Raw genomic sequence first — 20,511 nt, forward strand, 5'->3', positions numbered from 1 at the left:
GGTACGCCAGAGGAGGCGGGGCCGCCCGGCGGACGGGCCTCAGGGGGCGGCGGGGCGCAGCATGCAGTAGGTCGAGGGGGCCGCCGGGGGGCGGACCGTCCGCACCACCCGGAAGTCGTAGTCCTCGTAGCGGCCGATGTCCGCCGGGTCCGCCGTCTCCAGGTAGACCGGCACCCCGTCCGCGTCGGCCCGCGCCAGGCCCTGGCGCAGCAGCCGCGCCCCCGCGTCGGCCCCGTCCGCCGCGGGGTCGGCGCCCAGCACGCACAGGTACCAGTGCGGGACCTCCGGCGCCGACGACCTGACCTCGCCCTTGTACCAGGTCAGCTCCGGCAGCCGGGACAGCCCCACCAGACTGAACCAGTGCGGCAGCGACCTCAGCGGGACCGCCGCTCCCTCCCGCCCCGCGTCGGGCGGGGTCCACAGGGCCGCGCCGCGCACCACCGGGACGCGCCCGGGGCCCTCCGGGGACTCCGCCACGGTGGTGTGGCCGCCGGGGACGTGCCCGAACCCGGCCAGCAGCGCGCACGCGCGGAGGTTCTGCGCCATGCGCAGGCCGTCGTCCGGGAAGAGCCACCGGAAGAGCGGGTCGTGGTAGAGGGCGCGGCTCAGCACCCGGGCCACGGCGGGCACGTCGTTCATGGTCGCGGTGCGGACCGCCTGTACCGCTGTGGGGGTCACGGGGGCTGCCTCTTCCCTTGGGCCGGGGTACCCCTGTGCCCGGGGCTCCGATCACCGCTCATGGTAGGGCGGGCGACCGTCGCGGGTGGGGCGTTTCCCCGGGAAGGGGAGGCCCTTCGGTGAGAGGCGGCTCCCCGGGAAGGGCCAGCGGGCCCGCTGGCCCTCAGGAGGGGTCGCGCAGCAGGAAGTAGTTGGTTCCCGCCTCGGGGCTCTCCGTCTCCCTGACCAGCCGGAACCCGAACCGCTCGTAGAAGCCGACGGTCTTGGGGTTGAGCGTCTGGGTGAACACCGGCAGGCCCTGGGAGTCGGCGCGGTCCAGACCCGAGGTGAGCAGCCCGCCGCCGACGCCCGTGCCGACGGCGGCCGGGTCCACGCCCAGCGCCGCCAGGTACAGGTGGGGCTCCTGGGGCGCGGCCAGCTTCCACTCGGCGAACACGCGCACGAACGCGGCCAGGCGGGTGCGGCCGATCAGGGGACCCCAGTGCGGCCAGGTGCGCAGCGACACCAGCTGGCCCTCCGGGTTGGCGGTGGGCGGAGCCCACAGCGCCGCGCCGCGCACCACCGGTGCGTCCTCGCTGCCGTCCCGGGTCTCGGCGACCCGGGTGTCGCCCGAGGGGACGTAGCCGAAGCCCGCGGTCAGGGCGAAGAAGCGGCGCGTCCGGGCCATCCGCAGCTCGTCGTCGGGGAACAGCCACCGGAAGAGCGGGTCCTCCTGCGCTGACCTGGCCAGAACGCGCGCGACACCGGCGACGTCGTCGATCGTGGCGGTACGGGAGGCTGCTGTGACGGTCGGACTCATCCCGGAATCTCTCTGGTAGGGGCCTTTCGGCCATGGTAGATCACGGAACCATCACGACAGTGCCGTGGTGGGGGCCGGGGCGTCCGCGGAGAAGGCGGCGGGGACCGGCTGGTCGAACACGTGGGCCCGCACCCAGGCGTGCATGGCGATCGCGGCCGCGGCCCCGGCGTTGATCGACCGGGTCGAACCGAACTGGGAGATCGACAGCACAGCCCGGCACACCCGCCGCACCTCCTCGGAGAGCCCCGGGCCCTCCTGGCCGAACACCAGCACGGCGTTCCTGGGCAGCGGATAGGTCTCCAGCGGCACCGAACCCGGCAGGTTGTCCACACCGAGCAGCGCCAGCCCGCGCTCCTCGGCCCAGGCCACCAGCGCCTCGGTGTCGGGGTGGTGGTGGACGTGCTGGTAGCGGTCGGTCACCATCGCGCCGCGCTTGTTCCAGCGGCGGCGGCCCACGATGTGCACGGCCGCGCACCCGAACGCGTTGGCGGTGCGCACGACCGAGCCGATGTTGAAGTCGTGCGTCCAGTTCTCCACGGCGACGTGGAAGGGGTGGCGCACGGTGTCGAGGTCGGCCACGATCGCCTCGCGCCGCCAGTACCGGTAGCGGTCCACGACGTTGCGGCGGTCGCCGCCCGCCAGCAGGTCGGGATCGTAGTGGTCGCCCTCGGGCCAGGGGCCCTCCCACGGGCCCACGCCCACCTCGCGCGCCTCGTCCTCACCGGCTCCGTCCGCGGACGCGGGGGAGGCGGGACCGCGGACGGAGCCGGAGGGAGGCGACTGGGGTGCGGGGTGCTCGTTCATCTGTTCCAGCTTACGAACGCTCCGCGGTGGGACCTCCTACAGGTGGATGTCCCCGTGGAAGTCACGGCCCTGGAACACGCGCGCCCTGCCGCTGACGTCCCCCTGGATGCTGTTGTGCACGGCCCCGTCGCCCTCCTGGACGACCTCGCCGCGCAGCTCCGCCATCAGCGCGCGGATCGCGGGCTCCTCGGCCTCAGCCCGCTCCAGGCGCTCGGCGACGGCGGCCAGCGCCTGGGGGTCCTCCGGCTCGAGGAGGGCGTCGTCCAGTACCTGCTGGGATTCGGGGTCGGAGCGAAAGCGCGCGAAGACCGCCTTGCGCAGGGACTTGAAGGCGGCGACGGTTCCTTCGGTCGCCGCTTCGGTGATCTTGCCGACCGCGCCTGTGACGACGGCGGCGGCGATGGCGAGGGTGACGGGGTCGGCCACGGGGGGCTCCTTCGCGAGGGAGGTTGTGTTCCACCACCCAGTGTTCCCCCTCAGGCGCGGCGCTGTCTCCTCTTCGCGACGACGAGCGCCACCCAGCGCCAGCCGAGCATGGTCGCGGCGAGGAACAGGGAGGTGACGATGACGAAGCTGGTCGGGGCGCCCTCCCCGAGGAACACGCGTACCGCCATCCCCCCGACCACGGTCACGGCCCACACGAACAACCCCGTCGGCCAGATCCGGACAGGGGCTGTCCAGGCACGGGTGACCGCCCAGCCCAGGACCGTCGCGGCGGCGAAGGGCCAGGCGGTCCAGGCGATCTCGGCCAGGGCCGTACCGGTCCCGTGGTCGGTCCTGCCGATCACGACGAAGGCCAGCACGCAGACCAGGTCGGCCAGCAGCGCGGCCAGGGCGCGCGGCGCGGTGGAGGAACGCATACGGCCAGGCTATGCCCGGGTCGAGGGAACGTCCGGGCGGGGCGGGCCGAGCGTCGCGACGTGTCGGCGGCCCGGGGCCCGGACCGGTCCGGCGGGGGATGCGGGGCCGGGGGCGGTGGTGCGGGCGGGAGCCAGCGGGGCGCAACGGCGGGGACGGGAGAACAGTGGTTCGGGTGGAGTGCGCGAGAACCACGATCGTCGCGGCCGTGTCCTAGGTTGGTGTCCGCCGACGGCTCCGCTCTCCGGCGCCGTTCGTGCCCCCAGCCCCACCCGGACCCCCCCGACAACAGAAGGTCGTCCACGCCACATGAGCGCAGCCCCCTCGCCCATGCACCCCGGCTCCGCGCGGCCTCCCCTGCCGCCCGGCGTGCGGCCGCTCGCCTCCGACGAGCCCCGGCGCGTCGGCCCCTTCCGTGTGGTGGGCCGGATCGGCTCGGGCGGCATGGGCGTGGTCTACGCGGCGCTGGACGACGCCGACCGGCGGGTGGCGGTCAAGTGCGTGCACCGGGTCTACGCGGCCGACGGTGAGTTCCGGGAGCGCTTCGCCCGGGAGGTCGCCCTGCTGCGCCGGGTGCGCGCGGCCTGCGTGCCCGGTCTCCTGGGCGCCGACACCCGTGCCGAGGTCCCCTGGCTGGCCGCCGAGTACGTCCCCGGACCGACCCTGGACGCCCGCGTGCGGGCCCACGGACCGCTCACCGGCGCGGCCCTAACCGCGTTCGCGCTGGGTGTGGCCGAGGCCCTGACCGCTATCCACGGCGCGGGCGTGGTGCACCGCGACCTCAAACCCGGCAACGTCATCCTGTCCCCGCAGGGTCCGAGGGTGCTGGACTTCGGTATCGCCCGGACGGTCGACGGCACCGCGCTCACCCGGACCGGCGGGCTGGTCGGCACGCCGGGCTGGACCTCCCCGGAGCAGTACGCGGGCGGTGACGCCACCGACCGCTCCGACATGTTCGCCTGGGGAGGGCTGACGGCCTTCGCCGCCACCGGACGCAACCCGTTCGGCGCGGGCGGCACCGACACCACGGTGCCGCGCGTGCTGTCGGAGCCGCCGGACCTGGAGGGCCTTCCCGGGGCCCTGCGCGCGCTGGTGGAGCGGGCCCTGGACAAGGATCCCGCGCGGCGTCCGGACGCGGCCGCGGCCCTGCGGGAGACGGCCGGTCTGCTGCGCGCCGCCCGGGGCGGGACGGGCGCTTCCGGGGGCGGTGCCACCGGCCCCGGTACGGACCCAGGCGCGGACCTCCCCGGGCTCGTGGCCCGGGCCTGGACCGGCGCCGTCGCCCCCGACGACGGCCGGACCGACCTCTGGCGCTTCCACGCCCCGCCCCGGCGCTCCTGGGCGCGCCGCAACCAGCGGCCGCTGGCGGTCGGCGCGGCCGGACTCGCGCTCGCCGTGCTGGCCGGGACGGGGCTGACCGTCCTCTCCGGGGCCGGGGATGAGGGATCCGCGGCGACCGGAGGCGCCGCCGCCGACGGGGGGACCGCCACCTCGGGCACCGCCGACGGCGACGGCGCGCTGCAGGGCGGCGCGGGCGAGGACGTGCCCGCCGAGTACCGGGACCTGTACGCCACCGGGACCGTGGCCGTGGAGCCCGTTCCCGGCGACAGCGCCCAACTGGTCCGCACGCTCGAACCCGTGGAGGGGAGCGGTGAGGCGCTGGACCAGCTGCGGCTGACCCTCACCCGCGGGGAGCGCTTCACGAACTCGGTCACCGTCACGGCCACCGCCGAGTACCTCCCCGACTTCGGCGGCCTGAACGTCCACAGCGACGACTTCGCCTGGGTGAGGCAGATCACCCCCGACCAGGGCCGCCTCGACTTCTCCCGGCCCGGCAGCCGGGGCGTGCTCGCCGAACTCGACCCGGACGACCCCGTGGCCGAGTTCACCGTGACGATCGTCGGCGCCGTCACCTTCGGCGTCTTCTACTACCTGCCCGCCGAGGTCCTGGACGAGGAGCAGCGGATCGGCCCCGGATACCCCGGCGGCTTCTGCCACGTGGCGCCGAACCCGGGCGGCGAACAGACCCACCCCGGCTTCACCGACTCGCCGGGGCTCGCCCCGCACGACGCCACTCTTGTCACCGGAGTCCCCGTCAACAGCTGCGCGTACCAGGAGTCCGACCCGTTCTCCTGAGCCGCGCCCGCCGCCTTCGACCCCCGACCCCCAGGAAGGGCACACGTTGACCACAGCGACCACTCCCGCCTTCGATCGGAAGCGCCTTCCCCCCGGCGTGGAACCGCGCACCGGGGCCGACCCCGAGCGCATCGGCGGCTACCACGTGGTCGGCCGCGTCGGCGCGGGCGGCATGGGAGCCGTCTACGCCGGCCTGGACCCGGGCGACGGCTGCGCCGCGGTCAAGGTCGTCCACGCCCACTTCGCCGCCGACCCCGACTTCCGGGCCCGCTTCGCCCGCGAGGTGGAGATGGTCAGGCGCGTGCGCGCGGCCTGCGCGCCCGCGTTCCTGGACGCCGACACGCAGGCGGACACTCCGTGGCTGGCCACCGAGTACGTGCCCGGCCTGACCCTGCGCCAGCACGTGCGGCGGCACGGACCGCTCTCCGGGGGCGTCCTGCTCGCCCTGGCCGTCGGCCTCGCCGAGGCGCTCACCGCTATCCACGACGCGGGCGTGGTGCACCGCGACCTCAAGCCCGGCAACGTCATCCTGTCCCCGAGCGGTCCGAAGGTGCTCGACTTCGGGATCGCCCGCGCGGTGGAGGGCACCGCCCTGACACGCACCGGCGGCCTGTTCGGCACCCCGGGGTGGGTGGCGCCGGAGCAGTACGAGGGGCGGGCCGCCAGCGACCGCTCCGACATGTTCGCCTGGGCGGGCCTGGTCGCCTTCGCCGCCACCGGCCGCGATCCCTTCGGCAGGGAGTCCGCCGAGGTGGTGTCCCACCGGGTCCGCAACGGCGAGCCCGACCTGGACGGGGTGCCGCCCGAACTCCTGGAGCCGGTGCGGCGGGCGTTCGACAAGGACCCCGGACGCAGGCCCACCGCGGCCGAGGTGGTCACCGAGCTCACCTCCGGCTGGAACGCCACCCGTGTCCAGCCGCTCCGGGGCGACCCGGTCACCGAGGTCGTCCCCGGCCTGCTCGCCACCGAGTGGCGGGGGGTGGAAGCGCCCGCGCCCCGACGGGTCCGCCGGTCCGGCCGGACGCCGCTGCTCGCGGCCACCGCGGCCGTCCTGGCCGCCGCGCTGGTCGCCACCTGGCTGGTCGTGCGCCCCGAGGACGGCCGGGAGACCGCGGGCGGGGGAGCCGCCGACGGGGGTTCCGCGACCGGGGACGAGGCGGACGGCGGTGAGGGCGCGGCGGACACCGGGGAACCCGCCGTGCTGGCCGATCCCGAGAACACGGAGGCGGTGTTGGGCGAGGCCGTCGAGCTGGCCCTCGGCGCGTCGAGCTTCACGGCCTACTCCGCGACGAGGGACGCCGAGATGGGCACGGGGAGCACGACCAGCTACTCCTACACCGAGGACCCCGAACCCAGGTACTTCCAGAGCGTCTACGCGGGACCGGCCACCTTCGTCACCCTGGAGATCGGCGAGGGGCCCGACGACGTCCTGGCCCGCACGGACTCCAACCTGGTCGGGTTGGTCGAGGGCGCCTACTACCGCCCCGCGCCGGAGGAGCTGGAGGACGGTCCCCGGGCGGGCTGGACGTCCGACGTGGGGTCCCTCCGGGCCGTCCTCGGCGAGGGGAGCCGGGCCAGCTACCAGGGGGAGTCGGCGCCCCCCGTCACCGACTACCCCGAGGACCTGACCGAGGGCATCGACCTGAGCGGGCGCACGGGGCACCACTACACCGGAACCTACGCCGGGGAGTCGGCCCTGGCTCCGGGACAGGAGGCGGAACTCACCTTCGACCTGTGGATCGGCAAGGACGGCTACCCGCAGCACTTCCAGACCTACGAGTCCTCGGAGGAGGAGGGCGTCAACGGCGCCTTCATGACCGGGTACTCCACGACCGTCGGCTTCCTCCAGTTCAACGGACCCGTGGAGATCGAGGTGCCCGAGGAGTCGGAGATCGCCGCCGGCCAGGAGGAGGCGGCCCCGCGGACCGGGACCGGCTGAGCGCCGTGCCGCGCCCGGGCGCCCGTGAGGACCCGGAGGGGCTCCGGGGGCGGTCGCACCGCCGAACCCCCCGGTGCCGCGCCCTCGCGCGCGGCACCGGGGCGGGACGGGCGCTACCCCTCGCCGCGCAGGTTCTCCTTGAGGAACTCCACCTGGAGCAGCATCAGGTTCTCCGCGACCGTCGGGTCCGAGGGCGAGTGCGTCACCCCCGACAGCGGCAGCACCGTGTGCGGGCGCCCCGCCGCCATCAGCGCCGACGACATCCGCTGCGTGTGCGCGAAGGCCACGTTGTCGTCCGCCAGGCCGTGGACCATCATCAGCGGGCGCTCCAGCTTGGCCGCCTCCGCCAGGAGCGAGCTGCGCCCGTAGGCCTCCGGCTCGCCCCCGGGGGTGCCCAGGTAGCGCTCGGTGTAGTGGGTGTCGTACAGCTCCCAGTCGATGACCGGAGCGCCCGCCACCGCCGCGTGGAACACGTCCGGGCGGCGCAGCACCGCCAGCGCCGCCAGGTACCCGCCGAACGACCAGCCGTGGATGCCCACCCGCGACACGTCCAGGAAGTCGAACCGCTCCGCCGCGTCCTCCAGCGCCGCCACCTGGTCCTCCAGGACCGGCGCGGCCAAGTCGAGGTGGACGCTCTGCTCCCACTCCACGCCGAGGCCCGGCGTGCCCCGGCCGTCCGCGATGAGCACCGCGAACCCCTGTTCGGCGTACCACTGGGCGGTCAGGTACGCCCCGCGCGCGTTGAGCACCCGCTGGGCGTGCGGACCGCCGTAGGGCGCCATCAGCACCGGCAGCGGGCGCAGCCCCTCCCGGTACCAGGACGGCAGCACCAGGGCGCTCGGGATCCGCCGCTCACCGGCGCGCCAGAACTCCACGCGCGGTTCGGGCAGGTCCGGGGCCTCGGCCAGGCTCTCGATCTCGGAGCATGACCGGCGCGTCTCGGTGCCCGCGCCGCGCAGCACCACCGTGTGCGCGCCGGGGAAGTCCATCGACCGGTGCTGCACCACCAGCGTGTCGCCGCGCAGCCGCCCCGAGCGCACGCCGCTGTGCGCGCCCGAGTCCGCGGACCTGCTGCACCCGTGCCCGGGCACCTCCACCGGCGCGGCCAGGCCCGTGCCCAGCTCGACCAGCCACAACGACACGTCCCCGGGGTTCCCGGCGGGCGACCCCGAGTACAGGACCCGGTCGCCGTCCACGTCCACCACGCCGCGCACGTACACGTCCGGAGGGCTGACCGGGGCGTCGCCGACGTAGACCCTGCGCTCGCCCCCGGCCTCGCGGCCGATCCACACCAGGTCGCCCGCACCGGTGAAGGCGGGAACGCCGGGCATCAGCTCGACCCACACGCCGTCGGACTCGGTGCGCGTCTCCACCGCCAGGCCGGTCGCGGGGTCGGCGCTGAACAGGGTCAGCGTGCGCTGGTCGCGGCTCTGCGCGGTGAACACCACGGTGGGCGTGCCGTCCGGCCCTGTCGTCCAGCCGACCGTGGCCAGGTAGGGCAGGGCATCGCGGTCCCACTCGATCCAGGCCGGCTCGGGTCGCCCGCCCCCGTGCGGGCCGACCCGGAACACGGCCAGGCGCACGTCGGCGTTGGCGCCGCCCGCGGCCGGGTAGCGCAGGGCCGTCGGCTCCTGCGCGGGGCTGCCGGGGTCGGAGACGTACCAGGTGTTCACCCCGGACTCGTCCACGCGCGCGACGGCGAGCGCGGAGCCGTCCGGCGCCCACCAGAAGCCCCGGTAGCGCCCCATCTCCTCGGCGGCCACCAGCTCGGCCAGGCCCCACGTGACGTCGGGGCCGTCCGGTTCGACCACCGGGCGGTCGCCGTGGTCCGGCTCGGCGGCGGCGATGTCCAGGACGCGCACCGCGCCGCCGCTGACGTAGGCGACCCGGTCGCCCGCCGGACTGATGCGCGGGTCCACGACGGGGGTGGCGGCGGGCAGCTCGCGCGGAGCGGTGTCGTCGCCGACCAGGTCGACGTAGAACAGCCGCCCGGAGAGGGTGAACACCGCGCGGGTGAACGCCTCGTCCACCGAGTACGACACGATCCCGCCGCCGCTCTCGCGCAGCCGCTCGCGGCGGGCCCGCTCCTCGGGCGGAAGGTTCTCGTCGTCGGCGCCCAGGGAGCGGGGGTCGGCGACCACCGTGTCCGTTCCCGCGCCTTCCGTGTCGTGCACCCACAGGCAGGTGGCCTTGTCCACCCCGTCGCGTCCCCGGAGGAAGGCGACGCGCCGTCCGTCCGGCGAGATCTGGAACGCGCGGGGGACACCGATGGAGAAGCGCTGCGTGCGGGCCTGTTGGCGAGGAAAGCTCATAGGCCGATTGTGTCCCATGCCGCACACGCGCGGGGAGCCGGACGGGCGGCCCGACGCCCTCCGGTGGGAGAGTGCGGTGCGGGAGGTGTCGGGCGGATGCGACCGGTATCGTTCGCTACGTGACTGACAGGCGACTGATGATGGTGCACGCGCACCCCGACGACGAGAGCATCGTCACCGGAGCCACCCTGGCCAAGTACGCGGCCGAGGGGGCCGGTGTGACCCTGGTGACCTGCACGCTGGGGGAGGAGGGCGAGGTCATCCCGGACGACCTCGCGCACCTGGCCTCCGACCGCGAGGACACCCTCGGCGAGCACCGGATCGGCGAGCTGGACAAGGCCTGTCTGGCGCTCGGCGTGCGCGACCACCGCTTCCTGGGCGGCCCCGGCCGCTACCGGGACTCGGGGATGATGGGCGCGCCCACCAACGAGCACCCCCGGGCGTTCTGGGGCGCGGACGTGGAGGAGGCCGCCACACTCCTGGCGCAGGTCATCCGCGAGGTCCGCCCGCACGTGCTGGTCAGCTACGACGAGCACGGAGGCTACGGGCACCCCGACCACGTCCAGGCGCACAGGGTCGCGCGCCGGGCCTTCCTCCGGGCGGGGGAGCGGTCCATGCCCGGCACGCCCTGGCAGGTCCGCAAGCTCTACGCGATCGCCCAGCCGGTCTCGCGCATCGAGGAGTCCATCGCGCGGCTGCGCGAGGAGTCCGGCTCCTTCACCCCGCCCGCCCGGGTGTCCGACATCGCCCGCGGCACCCCCGAGACGGCGGTGACCACCCGCGTGGACGCCACCGACCACTGGGCGGCCAAGGCGCTCGCGATGCGCGCCCACGCCACGCAGATCACGGTGGAGGGCGAGCGCTTCGCCCTGTCCAACGACATCGCCCAGGAGATCGACGCCGTGGAGTACTTCACCCTGCTGGTGGGGCCGACGCAGCGCATCCAGCACGGGGAGTACGAGACCGACCTGTTCGCGGGGCTGTGACCGCGGCCGGTGGGAGCGAGCGTCTAACCTCGTCGCTGTGACCACCACACCTGAGACCGCCCCGCCCGCCGAGGGCAAGACCTCCGCCCGTTTCCTGTCACCGGTACTGACCGGGACGACCCTCGCGGTCCTGCTGCTGCTCGGCGCCGCGGCGAGCATGCTCGCCACCACCGGCGCGGGCTGGCTGACCCTCTACTGGGGCGCGGGAACGGCGGTCCAGGCCGTGGGCGCGGTCGGGCTGCTGGCCTTCCTGGCGCTGCTGTACGGCGCTTGCCGCCTGTGTGCGTGGGGCAGCCGCCGCGCCTCGGGGGCGGCGGCCTTCGCGCTCGGCTACCTGGCCGCGCTGATCGGGATGATCGGCTACATGCCCGGCGGCGACATCGTGCTCACGAACCACATCATGCACAACGCATACCTCTTCGGGGTGATGCTCGTGCTGGTGTTCGCCGTGATCCGCAGCTGGTCGTTCGCCCCGCCGCCCGGTTCCCCGAGGGCCGCGGCGCCCGGATCCGAAGCGCCGCCCGCCGCCGGGGGCTACCGGCGAGCGCGGCCCTCCGCGAAGGCGCGCCCCTGGCGCGAGGGCTAGGACCGCGACCCCAGAACCCGCTCCCCGCGCCGTGAATCTTGTACTTATAGCGGGGTTCGACGGCTTGCTGTCAAGCGGTTGTTGCAACGAGGAACTTGTTGAGGGCCTCGGCCGGGGTGGCCCAAACTCGCTATAAGTACAAGATCATCGCAGTTCAGAGCCCCCTGCGTCACGTCAGTGACGGTTCCGGCCAGTACACGTCCGGCACCCGCTGGCGGACGCCAGGCCGCGGGTCAGGCCCAGAACTGGAGGAGCAGCTCGCCGTAGAAGGCGATGCCGCGGAACACCGGGTTGGGCAGCACCAGGTCGAACAGGCCGTACACCGCGTCCACCAGCAGGTCGTTCAGGCCCGGGAACCACAGGACCGCGAACACGGCCACCGAGCCGAACAGCGCGTTGGCCCGGGCCGTGGCGACCCACGTGCCGCGCGTCCAAGCGGCCAGCACCTCGAAGCCGTCCAGGCCGGGCACGGGCAGCAGGTTGATCAGGGCGGCCGTCAGGTTCGCGAAGCACAGGAAGGCCATCGCCGAGATCGCCCAGTTGGTCGTGTCGTTGCCCGGGGGCACCAGGACGGACACGGTGACCGCGAACGCGGCCGCCACCAGGAGGCTGGCCAGCGGTCCGGCCAGCGCCACCAGGACGCGGCGGCCCCGTGAGGGGATGCGGTCCCAGTCCACGTAGGCGGGCGGACCGGTCATGCCGAAGGCGCCCAGGCCCAGGTAGGCCGAGGGCAGGACCAGCCCCGCGAAGGCCTGCCGGTAGGCGAACGGGTTCAGCCTCAGGTAGGCGCTTCCGCGCAGCGAGCGGTCACCGGCCAGGTAGGCGGCGAGCGCGTGCGCGAACTCGTGCACGGCCAGGGAGGCGATCCAGCAGAGCAGGATGAACAGCGGCGGGACCAGCGGGGTGACGCTGGTGCCCTCGGCGGCCCACTCCAGCTCCGCGGCGGTCCACGACAGCCAGCCCGCGAACCCCGCCAGGCCCAGCAGCAGCACGAACACCGGGCTGGGCAGGAAGTCCGCCCAGCTTCCGGGGCGGGCGGCGTCGGGGCCGCTCGGTGAGGCGGCGTCCCCGGCGACCTCCGGGGGCGCCTCCGGGGCCTTCGCGTCCTCCGCCCCCGCGGCCTCCCGGGGACGGGCGCCGGTTCCGGAGTCCCCGGCGCCCTCGGTGTCCCGCCCCAGGTCGGGCCGGTTGAGGGCGTCCTCGGGCATCTGCTCCCACGGGTCGGCGACTGCCCCGCCGGCCTCGGGCACGTCGGTCGTCTCCGCCTTGCGCGGCGGCTCGGGCGCGGGCATGGTGCTCCTGCTGGTCTCGGATGGTTCGCGCTCCAGGTTAGGCCCTGGTCGGCGCCCGTTCGCAGCGGGTGGCCGATCAGGGGGCGCGGCAGGAGGCGGCCCGCCGGTCAGACCACGGCCCGCGGCGCCACCGCCGACTGGTGCAGGCAGGCGATCGCGAACGCCCGCCCCGGCGCGGTCAGCTCCCGGCGTCCCGCGCCGTCGTCGTCGGTGAGCAGGCCCAGGGTCTCCAGCAGCCAGCTCACCGCCATCACCAGCGCGCGCACCTGGTCCGAGGCGGCCTCCGCGGTGCGCCGGTGCGACGCGGCGTGCCTGCCCGAGGGAGCCGGGGGCTCCGCCGGGACCCACCCCGACTCGGTCAGCGCCCTCTCTGCCGCCTCCACGTCCGACTCGCCGCGGCGCGCGTGCGAACCGCTGCCCTGCGGGGTGCGCGCCAGCAGCATGCCCAGCAGCGTCTCCGCCGCGGCCTGGTCCAGGCCCCCGGTGCGGCACAGGGTCTCGGTGGCCGCCTGCCACAGCGCCTCGGGGTCCTCCCGCAACTGGCGCCCGCGCCGCGTCAGGACCAGGCGGCGGCCCGACCTGCGCACCGCGCGCATCCCCCGCAGCGCCTGGTGCAGGGCGATGAGCTGCGTGGCGTCGGTCTCGCTGCGCGGCGGCTCGGGGGTGGTCCGCCACCCGAAGTCCTCGCACATCTGGCGCACCACGCCCGGCGAGATGTAGCCGATCTGGGTGAGCGCGATGCCCTCCGCGGCCAGGTCCAGCAGCCGCTGGAGCGGCGCCATCGCGGCCTCGGCCCCGCGCGGCACGTCGGCGCCCGCGATGATCTGGCCCACGAGCGGCCACAGGCGCTGGCGGTGCGGGTGCGCGGACGAGCTCAACCAGGCGCGCACCCGCTCCTCGCGGACGCGGTCCAGGTGGCTCAGTCCCCGGTTGTCCGGCTGGGTGAGGAAGGAGCGGGCGAACCGCTCCTGGGCGGGCCGCCACCCGCGCTTGCCGGGGCGCACGTCGCCCAGGGTGATCGCCAGCTCCAGCGCCGACGCGGTCTCGTCGCGGGCCACGATCTCGGCGTCGCCGACCGCCGTCCCCCAGGTCAGCTCGGGCAGGTCCGGCGGCTCCACGCCCGACTCCCACATGAGCCGTTCGTACATCGCCAGGCCCGCGGCGTGGTCGCCGTCGTAGACGGTGAGCAGGGCCGCGGTCTCCGGCGCCGAGCAGATCTGCGCGTACCGGTGCAGCTGGAGGAGGGCGAAGAGGCTGCCCAGGGCTCTGACCGCGAACAGCCGGTCCTCGGCGCGGTCGTGGAAGCGGACCGGCAGCTCGAACCAGCAGAACCGCTGGACGGCGTGCTGGTTGAGCCTCTCGATCTCCTGTTCCGGAGCCAGCGTGTCCAGGGCCGACCGGGCCATGTCGGCCGCCCGCTCGTCCCGGCGTGCCAGCTCGGCGAGGGCGGACGCTACTGCTTCGCGCATGACGGGCGCTCACCACCTCCCCGCGTACCGGCGCCCGTTCCGCGTGGATGTGCCGCCGGGGGGCGCGATGCTTCGTTGTCGGTTCCCCGGCGGACCGGCTGGACCCGCCGCGGAACTGTGCGTTTTCTACCCCGCAGGGCCCGAAGAATGCCACTGTCCAGACGCGACCTGCGCGCCTCGCGACGCCCGCCGGACGGACGCCGCCTCACTCCGTGGAACCCGGAACGCACGGGGCTCAGGGCGTTCGCGGCGGATTCCCGCCGCGGCGGCGAGGGGGTACGGGGGGAACGACCCGGCTCGCGGCGATCGTCGGCTCGGCGACCTGCACCGCGGAGCCGTCGCGGCGGCGCACGGTCAGGACGCCGTCGTCCCAGGACTCCACGACACCGACGATATCGGTGAACCCGCCCTCGGGGAGGCGTATTCGTACGGAGACGCGCCGACCGATGTCGGCGGGAGTGATCCTGTGGACCAGACGTCCTCCCATGTGCAAGGAAATGCCCCCCGATTGTGCGCTGGGTGTTCTCCGCCGTCATACTAGGACTACGACATCTGTGCCAATTGCTTGCAGAGCCCGGGAACAGGGGCTAGGGCGCCCGCACGCCGGTCCCGGCCCGGAGTCTGCGAAGATCCCCGCCTCCCCCGTGGGACGCGGGGGTGAGACAAGGAGTACGACGTGACCTACGTCATCGCGCAGCCCTGTGTTGATGTACTGGACAAGGCGTGCATTGACGAGTGCCCCGTGGACTGCATCTACGAGGGCGACCGCATGCTCTATATCCACCCGGACGAGTGCGTTGACTGCGGTGCGTGTGAGCCTGTCTGCCCGGTGGAGGCCATCTACTACGAGGACGACCTCCCCGAGCAGTGGTCCGACTTCTACAAGGCCAACGTCGACTTCTTCGACGACCTGGGCTCGCCGGGCGGCGCCTCCAAGGTCGGCAAGATCGACCGCGACCACCCGCTCGTGGCCAAGCTGCCGCCGCAGGCCGAGTAGCCCGGCGGCGCGCCGGGCGGGTTCCGGCGCTCCGGGGCCGGGGACGCCCGCGGCACCCCTATGGCGCAGAGGGTGCGCGGGCCAGAGCGGTCCGGTGTGGACGACGTCTCGCGCCGACCCCCGTGGCGGGGGTCGGCGCGATTCCTGTGTGACGTGTGGTCCTGTGTGACCTGTGGCAACAGACCCGACCTGGATGGAGTAAGTGCGATGGCCGAGCGGCGACCCGTGGCGAAGCGGCTCCCGACCTTCCCGTGGGACCGGCTGGCGCCCTACAAGCGCAGGGCCGCCGAGCACCCCGACGGCATCGTCGACCTGTCCGTGGGCACCCCCGTCGACCCGGTTCCCGCCCTGCTGCGCAAGGCCCTCGCCGACGCCGCCGACGCGCCCGGCTATCCCCAGACCTGGGGCACGCCCGCGCTGCGCGCCTCCGTCGCGGGCTGGCTGGAGCGCCGCCACGGCGTGCGCGTCGAGGAGGGCGCCGTCCTGCCCACCGTGGGCTCCAAGGAACTCGTGGCCTGGCTGCCCACGCTCCTGGGCCTCGGCGCGGGAGACACGGTCGTCCACCCCGAGCTGGCCTACCCCACCTACGACATCGGCGCGCGCGTGGCCGGGGCCACCCCGGTGGCCTCCGACGGCCTGACCACCCTGGGCCCCGCCCCCGTCGGCCTGGTGTGGGTGAACTCGCCGAGCAACCCGACCGGCCGGGTCCTGGGTACCGCGCACCTGCGCAAGGTGGTGGAGTGGGCCCGCGAACGCGGCGCGATCGTGGCCTCCGACGAGTGCTACCTCGACCTGGGCTGGGACGCCGCCGAACCGGTGTCCATCCTGCACCCGGACGTGTGCGGCGGCTCCCACGACAACCTGCTGGCCGTGCACTCGCTGTCCAAGCGCTCCAACCTGGCCGGGTACCGAGCGGCCTTCGTCACCGGGGACCCCGCGCTGGTCGAGGAGCTGCTGGCGGTGCGCAAGCACGCGGGGATGATCGTCCCCGCGCCCGTCCAGGCGGCCATGGGCGCCGCCCTGGACGACGACGCGCACGCCGCCGAGCAGAAGGAGCGCTACCGCTCCCGCCGCGCCAGGCTGCGCGAGGCCCTGGAGGGCGCGGGCTGGCGCATCGAGCACTCCGACGCCGGGCTGTACCTGTGGGCGGCCCACCCCGACCACGACGCCTGGGGCGCGGTGGCCCACCTCGCCGAACGCGGCGTGCTGGTCGCCCCCGGGGACTTCTACGGCCCGGCGGGCGCCGGACACGTGCGCGTGGCTTTCACCGCCACCGACGAGCGGGTCGAGGCCGCGGCCGAGCGCCTGGCCTGAGGCCGGGTCGCCGTCCGCGCCGCCCCGCCGCTCGTCCACAGGCGGACGGAAGGCGGTGGCCGCCGCGTACCGGGGTGTGGTCCCCTTGTCGTATCGGGGGCCCGCCCGCCCCGGTGCCATGCGGCGTGCCCCGCCGTCCGGCCACCGGCGCGGCACCGGTCGCCGAGTCAGTCAGCCGACCGGCGCGGAAGCGGGCCCGCGAACCGTCCCGGACCACCGGGTCACTCCAGGACCAGGCCGCCCCCGGTGTCGCCCCCGTCGGCCGCCGCCCAGTCCTCGGCGTCGTCCGTGCCGTCCGAGGCCCGCCAGCGCTGCCCGTCGTAGGACACCGACGTCAGTCCGTACTCCTCGGCGTGGGCCACCGCCCACAGGGCCATCGCCCAGCCCAGGTCGCCGGTCCGCGGCTCCTCGTCCCCGTCCGGAGGCAGGTCCGCCGGTGCGGTGCCGAACACCCGCTCCATCTCCTCCAGGGCGGCTTCGGTGTCCGCTTCGCCGGACCGCAGGTCCGCCAGCGCCTCGGTGCCGTACCAGCACGTCAGCGCGGCCCCCTGCGTGCCGGTGAAGACCTCGGCCATCCGCGTGGACAGGCGCTCGTGCTGGTCGTAGGCGTAGCCGTCGGCGCTGCGCTGCACCGCCTGGGCCGCCTCGTAGACCGGTATGGACCTCCAGCCCTCCACCTCGACCAGCTCCTCGTAGAACGAGCTGCTGGCGTACACCGGGTCCAGGATCTGCTCCGGGTCGCCCCACTCCTGCGAGGGCCGCTGCTGGAACAGCCCCAGGGAGTCCCGGTCGCCGTACTCCACGTTGTAGAACGCCGACTCCTGCCACACCGTCGCGAAGGCGATCGTCACGGCCTCGGGGGGCAGGTCCTGGCCGAACGCCACGCCTCCCACCGTGGCCGCGCTCGCGGCCTGCGCGTTCTCCATCGGGTACCGGCCGTCGGACATCGTCAGGCGGCAGCCGGGCTCGGGCGGGGGAGTCGTGTCGATCGGCTCGAACGTGGTCAGCACGTAGTAGGCCCCGGCGACGAGCGAACCGCAGACGAGGACCAGGGAGAGCAGGATCTTGACGAAGGCGGAGAGCCTCCGGCGCTTACTGGGCACGGGCGAACCAAGGGTCGGCGACAGGTGGGCGCTCCGCACCGGCAGGGGGCGTCGCGCGGGGGCGCACGCGGCGCCACGGCCGCATTGTAGCCGCCGCCCGCCGCGGTGGCTGGCCGTGCGCGGAGGTGACGGCCGCCTCGGGGAGGGCGTGCCCCCGCACCCGGAGCGAGCGGCTAACGTGTGTGCACATGACCAGCTCGTACTCCAGCCCGCTGCCCGACCGCATCGACGAACTCTGGGAGAGCCGCGCCGAGCTCACGCCCGGCCACACCGAGGCCCGTGAGACCATCATCGGCGCGATCGACCAGATCGACGAGGGCAAGGCCCGCGTGGCCTTCGTCGACCCCTCCACCGACGAGGTCGTCGTCGACGAGCGCGCCAAGCGCTCCATCCTCCTCGGCTTCAAGGTCCTGGAGATGAAGGAGTCGCACGTCGGCGACTTCTACCACCACGACCGCATGCCGCTCAAGACCCGCTTCGACGGCGTCCGCGTCGTCGCCGGCGCGATCGCCCGCTGGGGCTCCTACCTCGCCCCCGGCGTCGTCCTGATGCCGTCCTTCACCAACATCGGCGCCCACGTCGGCTCCGGCACGATGGTCGACACCTGGGCCACGGTCGGCTCCTGCGCCCAGGTCGGCGAGAACGTCCACCTGTCCGGCGGCGTCGGCGTCGGCGGCGTCCTCGAACCGCCGCAGGCCTCCCCGGTGGTCATCGAGGACGACGCCTTCCTCGGCTCCCGCAGCATGGTCGTCGAGGGCGCCCGCGTGCGCAGGGGCGCCAAGCTCGGCGCGGGCACCATCCTCACCTCCTCCACCCGCGTATTCGACGCCGAGACCGGCGAGGAGCTGCCGCGCGGCGAGGCCCCGGCCTGGTCGGTGTGCGTCACCGCCAACCGCGCCAAGAGCTTCCCCGGCGGCGACTTCGGCATGCCGGTGCTGCTCGTGCTCAGGCGCCTGAAGGAGGGCGAGGAGCACGACAAGCTCGCGCTCAACGACCTGCTCCGCGAGCACGGCGTCAACGCCTGACCCGTCCGCACCCGACCGGGGCGCCCTTTCCGCGCGGGAGGGCGCCCCGTCGCGTTCCACGGTGAGTTCTGGTCGCGCCCCCGGTTGCCCCAGACTGGGGGGACAGTGATCCGGGCCGGGGGGGACACCCCCGGTCCGACGGCTTCCAACCTCACCGAAACGGGGCGACACATGCTGGACCTGACCTCGGACGCCGCGGCCCTGACCGCCGCACTCGTGGACATCCGATCCGAGAGCGGCGACGAGAAGGTCCTCGCCGACGCGGTCGAGGGCGCCCTGTCGGCCCTGCCCCACCTGCGCGTCAGCCGCGACGGCGACGCCGTCGTCGCCCGCACCGACCTGGGCCGCCCCCGCCGCGTCGTCGTCGCCGGGCACATCGACACCGTCCCCATCGTGGACAACGTGCCCTCCCGCGTCGTCGGCGACCGCCTCTACGGGTGCGGCACCTCGGACATGAAGGCCGGTGTCGCCGTCCAGCTCAGGACGGCAGCCCTGGTCGCCGAGCCGGTGCACGACGTCACCTACGTCTTCTACGACAACGAGGAGGTCGACGCCTCCCGCAACGGCCTGCTCCGCCTGGCCCGCAACCATCCCGAGTGGCTGGCGGGGGACTTCGCGGTCCTCATGGAGCCCACCGACGGCGTCATCGAGGGCGGCTGCCAGGGCACCATGCGCGTGGAGGTCACCACCCGGGGCAAGCGCGCCCACAGCGCCCGCTCCTGGATGGGCGTGAACGCCATCCACGGCGCCGGAGCCGTCCTGGACGTCCTGCGCGCCTACACCCCGCGCGAACCCGAGGTGGAGGGGTTGCGCTTCCACGAGGGCCTCAACGCCGTGGCCATCGAGGGCGGGGTCGCGGGCAACGTCATCCCCGACGAGTGCGTGGTCCGGGTCAACTACCGCTTCGCCCCCGACCTGTCCGTCGCCGGGGCCGAGGCGCACCTGCGCGAGGTCTTCGACGGGTTCGAGGTCGCCGTGGTCGACGCCGCCGCCCCCGCCCGGCCCGGGCTGGACGAGCCCTCGGCCGCGGCGTTCGTCACCGCGGTGGGGGAGGGCAGCGCCCGCGCCAAGCTCGGCTGGACCGACGTCTCCCGCTTCTCCGAGCTGGGCGTGCCGGCCGTCAACTACGGCCCGGGCGACCCGACGCTCGCCCACACCAAGGACGAGTACGCCGAGATCCCCCGCATCCGCGAGGCCGAGGAGCGCATGGTCGCCTGGCTGTCGGGCGCCCGCTGAGCCCCGCCGCGCCCCGGTCGGCCGGTCCGTGACCAGTCCCGACACCGGCCGGGGCGGCGAAAAGGCCGTTCGCGGCCACCCGTGTGAAACGTGTGGTTCAGGTGTGAGCCGGTTCCACACGGATAGCTTTACGTCATGACGGAAGAAGAAGAGACCGTACGACGCGCCGGGCCCCTCACCTACCGGGGCGACTCCATCCCCAACACCACGACCGACCAGCGCCTCCTCGACCAGCGGGGCCCCACGGACTGGGTGCACACCGACCCCTGGCGGGTGCTGCGCATCCAGTCGGAGTTCGTGGAGGGCTTCGGCCTCCTCTCGGAACTGCCCTCGGCGGTGAGCGTGTTCGGCTCGGCCCGCCTGCGCCCGGGCAACCGCTACTACGACATCGGCGTCCAGATGGGCGCCAAGCTGGCGGAGGCCGGGTACGCCACCATCACCGGCGGCGGGCCGGGGATGATGGAGGCGGTCAACAAGGGCGCCCAGCAGGCGGGCGGGCTGTCGGTCGGGCTCGGCATCGAGCTGCCGTTCGAGCAGACGCTCAACGACTACGTCGACATCGGGGTGACCTTCCGGTACTTCTTCGTCCGCAAGACGATGTTCGTGAAGTACTCCCAGGCGTTCGTGGTCCTGCCCGGGGGCTTCGGGACCCTGGACGAGCTGTTCGAGGCGGCCACCCTCGTGCAGACCAACAAGGTCACCCGCTTCCCGATCGTGCTGGTCGGCACCGAGTTCTGGGGCGGGATGCGGGACTGGATCCGCTCCAGCCTGCTGGAGAACCAGCTCATCAAGTCGCACGACATGGAACTGGTCCAGGTGACCGACGACCTCGACGAGGTGGTCGACATCATCCGCAAGTCCCATCTGGACATCCACCGCCAGCACGAGCAGTCGGAGGTCCACCCCGGACCCGAGCAGTAGGGGCGTCGGGCGGACGGCCGCGGCGCACGGCCCCGGCGGGGTGCGGCCGCGGCCGA

General features: G+C 74.3%; 19 protein-coding genes. 9 read left to right on the forward strand and 10 right to left on the reverse strand.

Features of this window, described 5'->3' with window-relative positions; translation table 11 throughout:
- Positions 1-39 precede the first annotated feature (39 nt).
- From KGD83_RS05640 to KGD83_RS05660, 5 genes are all read right to left on the reverse strand, one after another.
- A complete protein-coding gene (locus KGD83_RS05640) occupies positions 40-678 on the reverse strand; it encodes a GNAT family N-acetyltransferase (RefSeq protein ID WP_212642845.1) in 639 nt (212 codons plus the stop codon).
- A gap of 163 nt (positions 679-841) precedes the next feature.
- Complete coding sequence (locus KGD83_RS05645) at positions 842-1,477, reverse strand: GNAT family N-acetyltransferase (protein ID WP_212642846.1); 636 nt, start codon at positions 1,475-1,477, stop codon at positions 842-844.
- A 51-nt stretch (positions 1,478-1,528) separates the two neighbouring features.
- Complete coding sequence (locus KGD83_RS05650; RefSeq protein ID WP_212642847.1) at positions 1,529-2,281, reverse strand: TrmH family RNA methyltransferase; 753 nt, start codon at positions 2,279-2,281, stop codon at positions 1,529-1,531.
- Between the two features lie 36 nt (positions 2,282-2,317).
- Positions 2,318-2,707, reverse strand: a complete 390-nt coding sequence (locus KGD83_RS05655; RefSeq protein WP_212642848.1) for a hypothetical protein — start codon at positions 2,705-2,707, stop codon at positions 2,318-2,320.
- A 50-nt stretch (positions 2,708-2,757) separates the two neighbouring features.
- Complete coding sequence (locus KGD83_RS05660) at positions 2,758-3,141, reverse strand: DUF3054 domain-containing protein (protein ID WP_212642849.1); 384 nt, start codon at positions 3,139-3,141, stop codon at positions 2,758-2,760.
- Between the two features lie 307 nt (positions 3,142-3,448).
- Between KGD83_RS05660 and KGD83_RS05665 the strand changes: the two genes are divergently transcribed.
- Positions 3,449-5,275 (forward strand): serine/threonine-protein kinase, encoded by a 1,827-nt coding sequence (locus tag KGD83_RS05665; RefSeq protein ID WP_249352170.1) that lies wholly within the window; start codon positions 3,449-3,451, stop codon positions 5,273-5,275.
- Positions 5,276-5,321: 46 nt separating this feature from the next.
- Complete coding sequence (locus tag KGD83_RS05670) at positions 5,322-7,214, forward strand: serine/threonine-protein kinase (RefSeq protein ID WP_212642850.1); 1,893 nt, start codon at positions 5,322-5,324, stop codon at positions 7,212-7,214.
- A 113-nt stretch (positions 7,215-7,327) separates the two neighbouring features.
- Here the strand turns inward: KGD83_RS05670 and KGD83_RS05675 are convergent, their stop codons facing one another.
- Positions 7,328-9,526 (reverse strand): S9 family peptidase, encoded by a 2,199-nt coding sequence (locus KGD83_RS05675; protein WP_212642851.1) that lies wholly within the window; start codon positions 9,524-9,526, stop codon positions 7,328-7,330.
- Between the two features lie 119 nt (positions 9,527-9,645).
- Here KGD83_RS05675 and mshB point away from each other — a divergent pair, with 119 nt between their 5' ends.
- Both mshB and KGD83_RS05685 read left to right on the forward strand, forming a co-directional pair.
- A complete protein-coding gene (gene mshB, locus KGD83_RS05680) occupies positions 9,646-10,512 on the forward strand; it encodes an N-acetyl-1-D-myo-inositol-2-amino-2-deoxy-alpha-D-glucopyranoside deacetylase (RefSeq protein ID WP_212642852.1) in 867 nt (288 codons plus the stop codon).
- 37 nt (positions 10,513-10,549) lie between these two features.
- The gene (locus tag KGD83_RS05685) at positions 10,550-11,098 is read left to right on the forward strand and encodes a hypothetical protein (protein ID WP_212642853.1); all 549 of its coding nucleotides are present in this window, start codon (positions 10,550-10,552) and stop codon (positions 11,096-11,098) included.
- Positions 11,099-11,331: 233 nt separating this feature from the next.
- Here the strand turns inward: KGD83_RS05685 and KGD83_RS05690 are convergent, their stop codons facing one another.
- The 3 genes from KGD83_RS05690 to KGD83_RS05700 form a co-directional block, all read right to left on the reverse strand.
- Entirely contained in the window at positions 11,332-12,390 is a 1,059-nt protein-coding gene (locus KGD83_RS05690; RefSeq protein WP_212642854.1) for a site-2 protease family protein, read from the reverse strand.
- 107 nt (positions 12,391-12,497) lie between these two features.
- Positions 12,498-13,859 carry a hypothetical protein gene (locus KGD83_RS05695; protein ID WP_212642855.1) on the reverse strand — a complete coding sequence of 454 codons (1,362 nt, stop codon included), beginning with the start codon at positions 13,857-13,859 and terminating at the stop codon, positions 12,498-12,500.
- Between the two features lie 235 nt (positions 13,860-14,094).
- Positions 14,095-14,352, reverse strand: coding sequence for a putative acetyltransferase (locus tag KGD83_RS05700; protein WP_212642856.1), 258 nt, complete (start codon positions 14,350-14,352; stop codon positions 14,095-14,097).
- Positions 14,353-14,535: 183 nt separating this feature from the next.
- Here KGD83_RS05700 and fdxA point away from each other — a divergent pair, with 183 nt between their 5' ends.
- Together fdxA and dapC are read left to right on the forward strand one after the other, a co-directional pair.
- A complete protein-coding gene (gene fdxA / locus KGD83_RS05705) occupies positions 14,536-14,856 on the forward strand; it encodes a ferredoxin (RefSeq protein WP_013154907.1) in 321 nt (106 codons plus the stop codon).
- A gap of 207 nt (positions 14,857-15,063) precedes the next feature.
- Positions 15,064-16,170: a succinyldiaminopimelate transaminase gene (gene dapC, locus KGD83_RS05710; RefSeq protein ID WP_212642857.1), complete on the forward strand. Its 1,107-nt coding sequence runs from the start codon at positions 15,064-15,066 to the stop codon at positions 16,168-16,170.
- Positions 16,171-16,391: 221 nt separating this feature from the next.
- Here the strand turns inward: dapC and KGD83_RS05715 are convergent, their stop codons facing one another.
- On the reverse strand, positions 16,392-17,273 hold the full coding sequence (locus KGD83_RS05715; protein ID WP_212642858.1) for a hypothetical protein: 882 nt from the start codon (positions 17,271-17,273) through the stop codon (positions 16,392-16,394).
- 188 nt (positions 17,274-17,461) lie between these two features.
- On the opposite strand from KGD83_RS05715, the gene KGD83_RS05720 reads away from it, so the two are divergent.
- The 3 genes from KGD83_RS05720 to KGD83_RS05730 all read left to right on the forward strand — a co-directional run bounded on the left by KGD83_RS05720 (position 17,462) and on the right by KGD83_RS05730 (position 20,455).
- Positions 17,462-18,298 carry a 2,3,4,5-tetrahydropyridine-2,6-dicarboxylate N-succinyltransferase gene (locus KGD83_RS05720; RefSeq protein ID WP_047870545.1) on the forward strand — a complete coding sequence of 279 codons (837 nt, stop codon included), beginning with the start codon at positions 17,462-17,464 and terminating at the stop codon, positions 18,296-18,298.
- Between the two features lie 171 nt (positions 18,299-18,469).
- Positions 18,470-19,534 carry a succinyl-diaminopimelate desuccinylase gene (gene dapE / locus KGD83_RS05725; RefSeq protein WP_212642859.1) on the forward strand — a complete coding sequence of 355 codons (1,065 nt, stop codon included), beginning with the start codon at positions 18,470-18,472 and terminating at the stop codon, positions 19,532-19,534.
- A 135-nt stretch (positions 19,535-19,669) separates the two neighbouring features.
- A complete protein-coding gene (locus KGD83_RS05730; protein ID WP_212642860.1) occupies positions 19,670-20,455 on the forward strand; it encodes an LOG family protein in 786 nt (261 codons plus the stop codon).
- Positions 20,456-20,511: the final 56 nt, after the last annotated feature.

The organism is Nocardiopsis akebiae, assembly GCF_018316795.1.
GTDB lineage: Bacteria > Actinomycetota > Actinomycetes > Streptosporangiales > Streptosporangiaceae > Nocardiopsis > Nocardiopsis dassonvillei.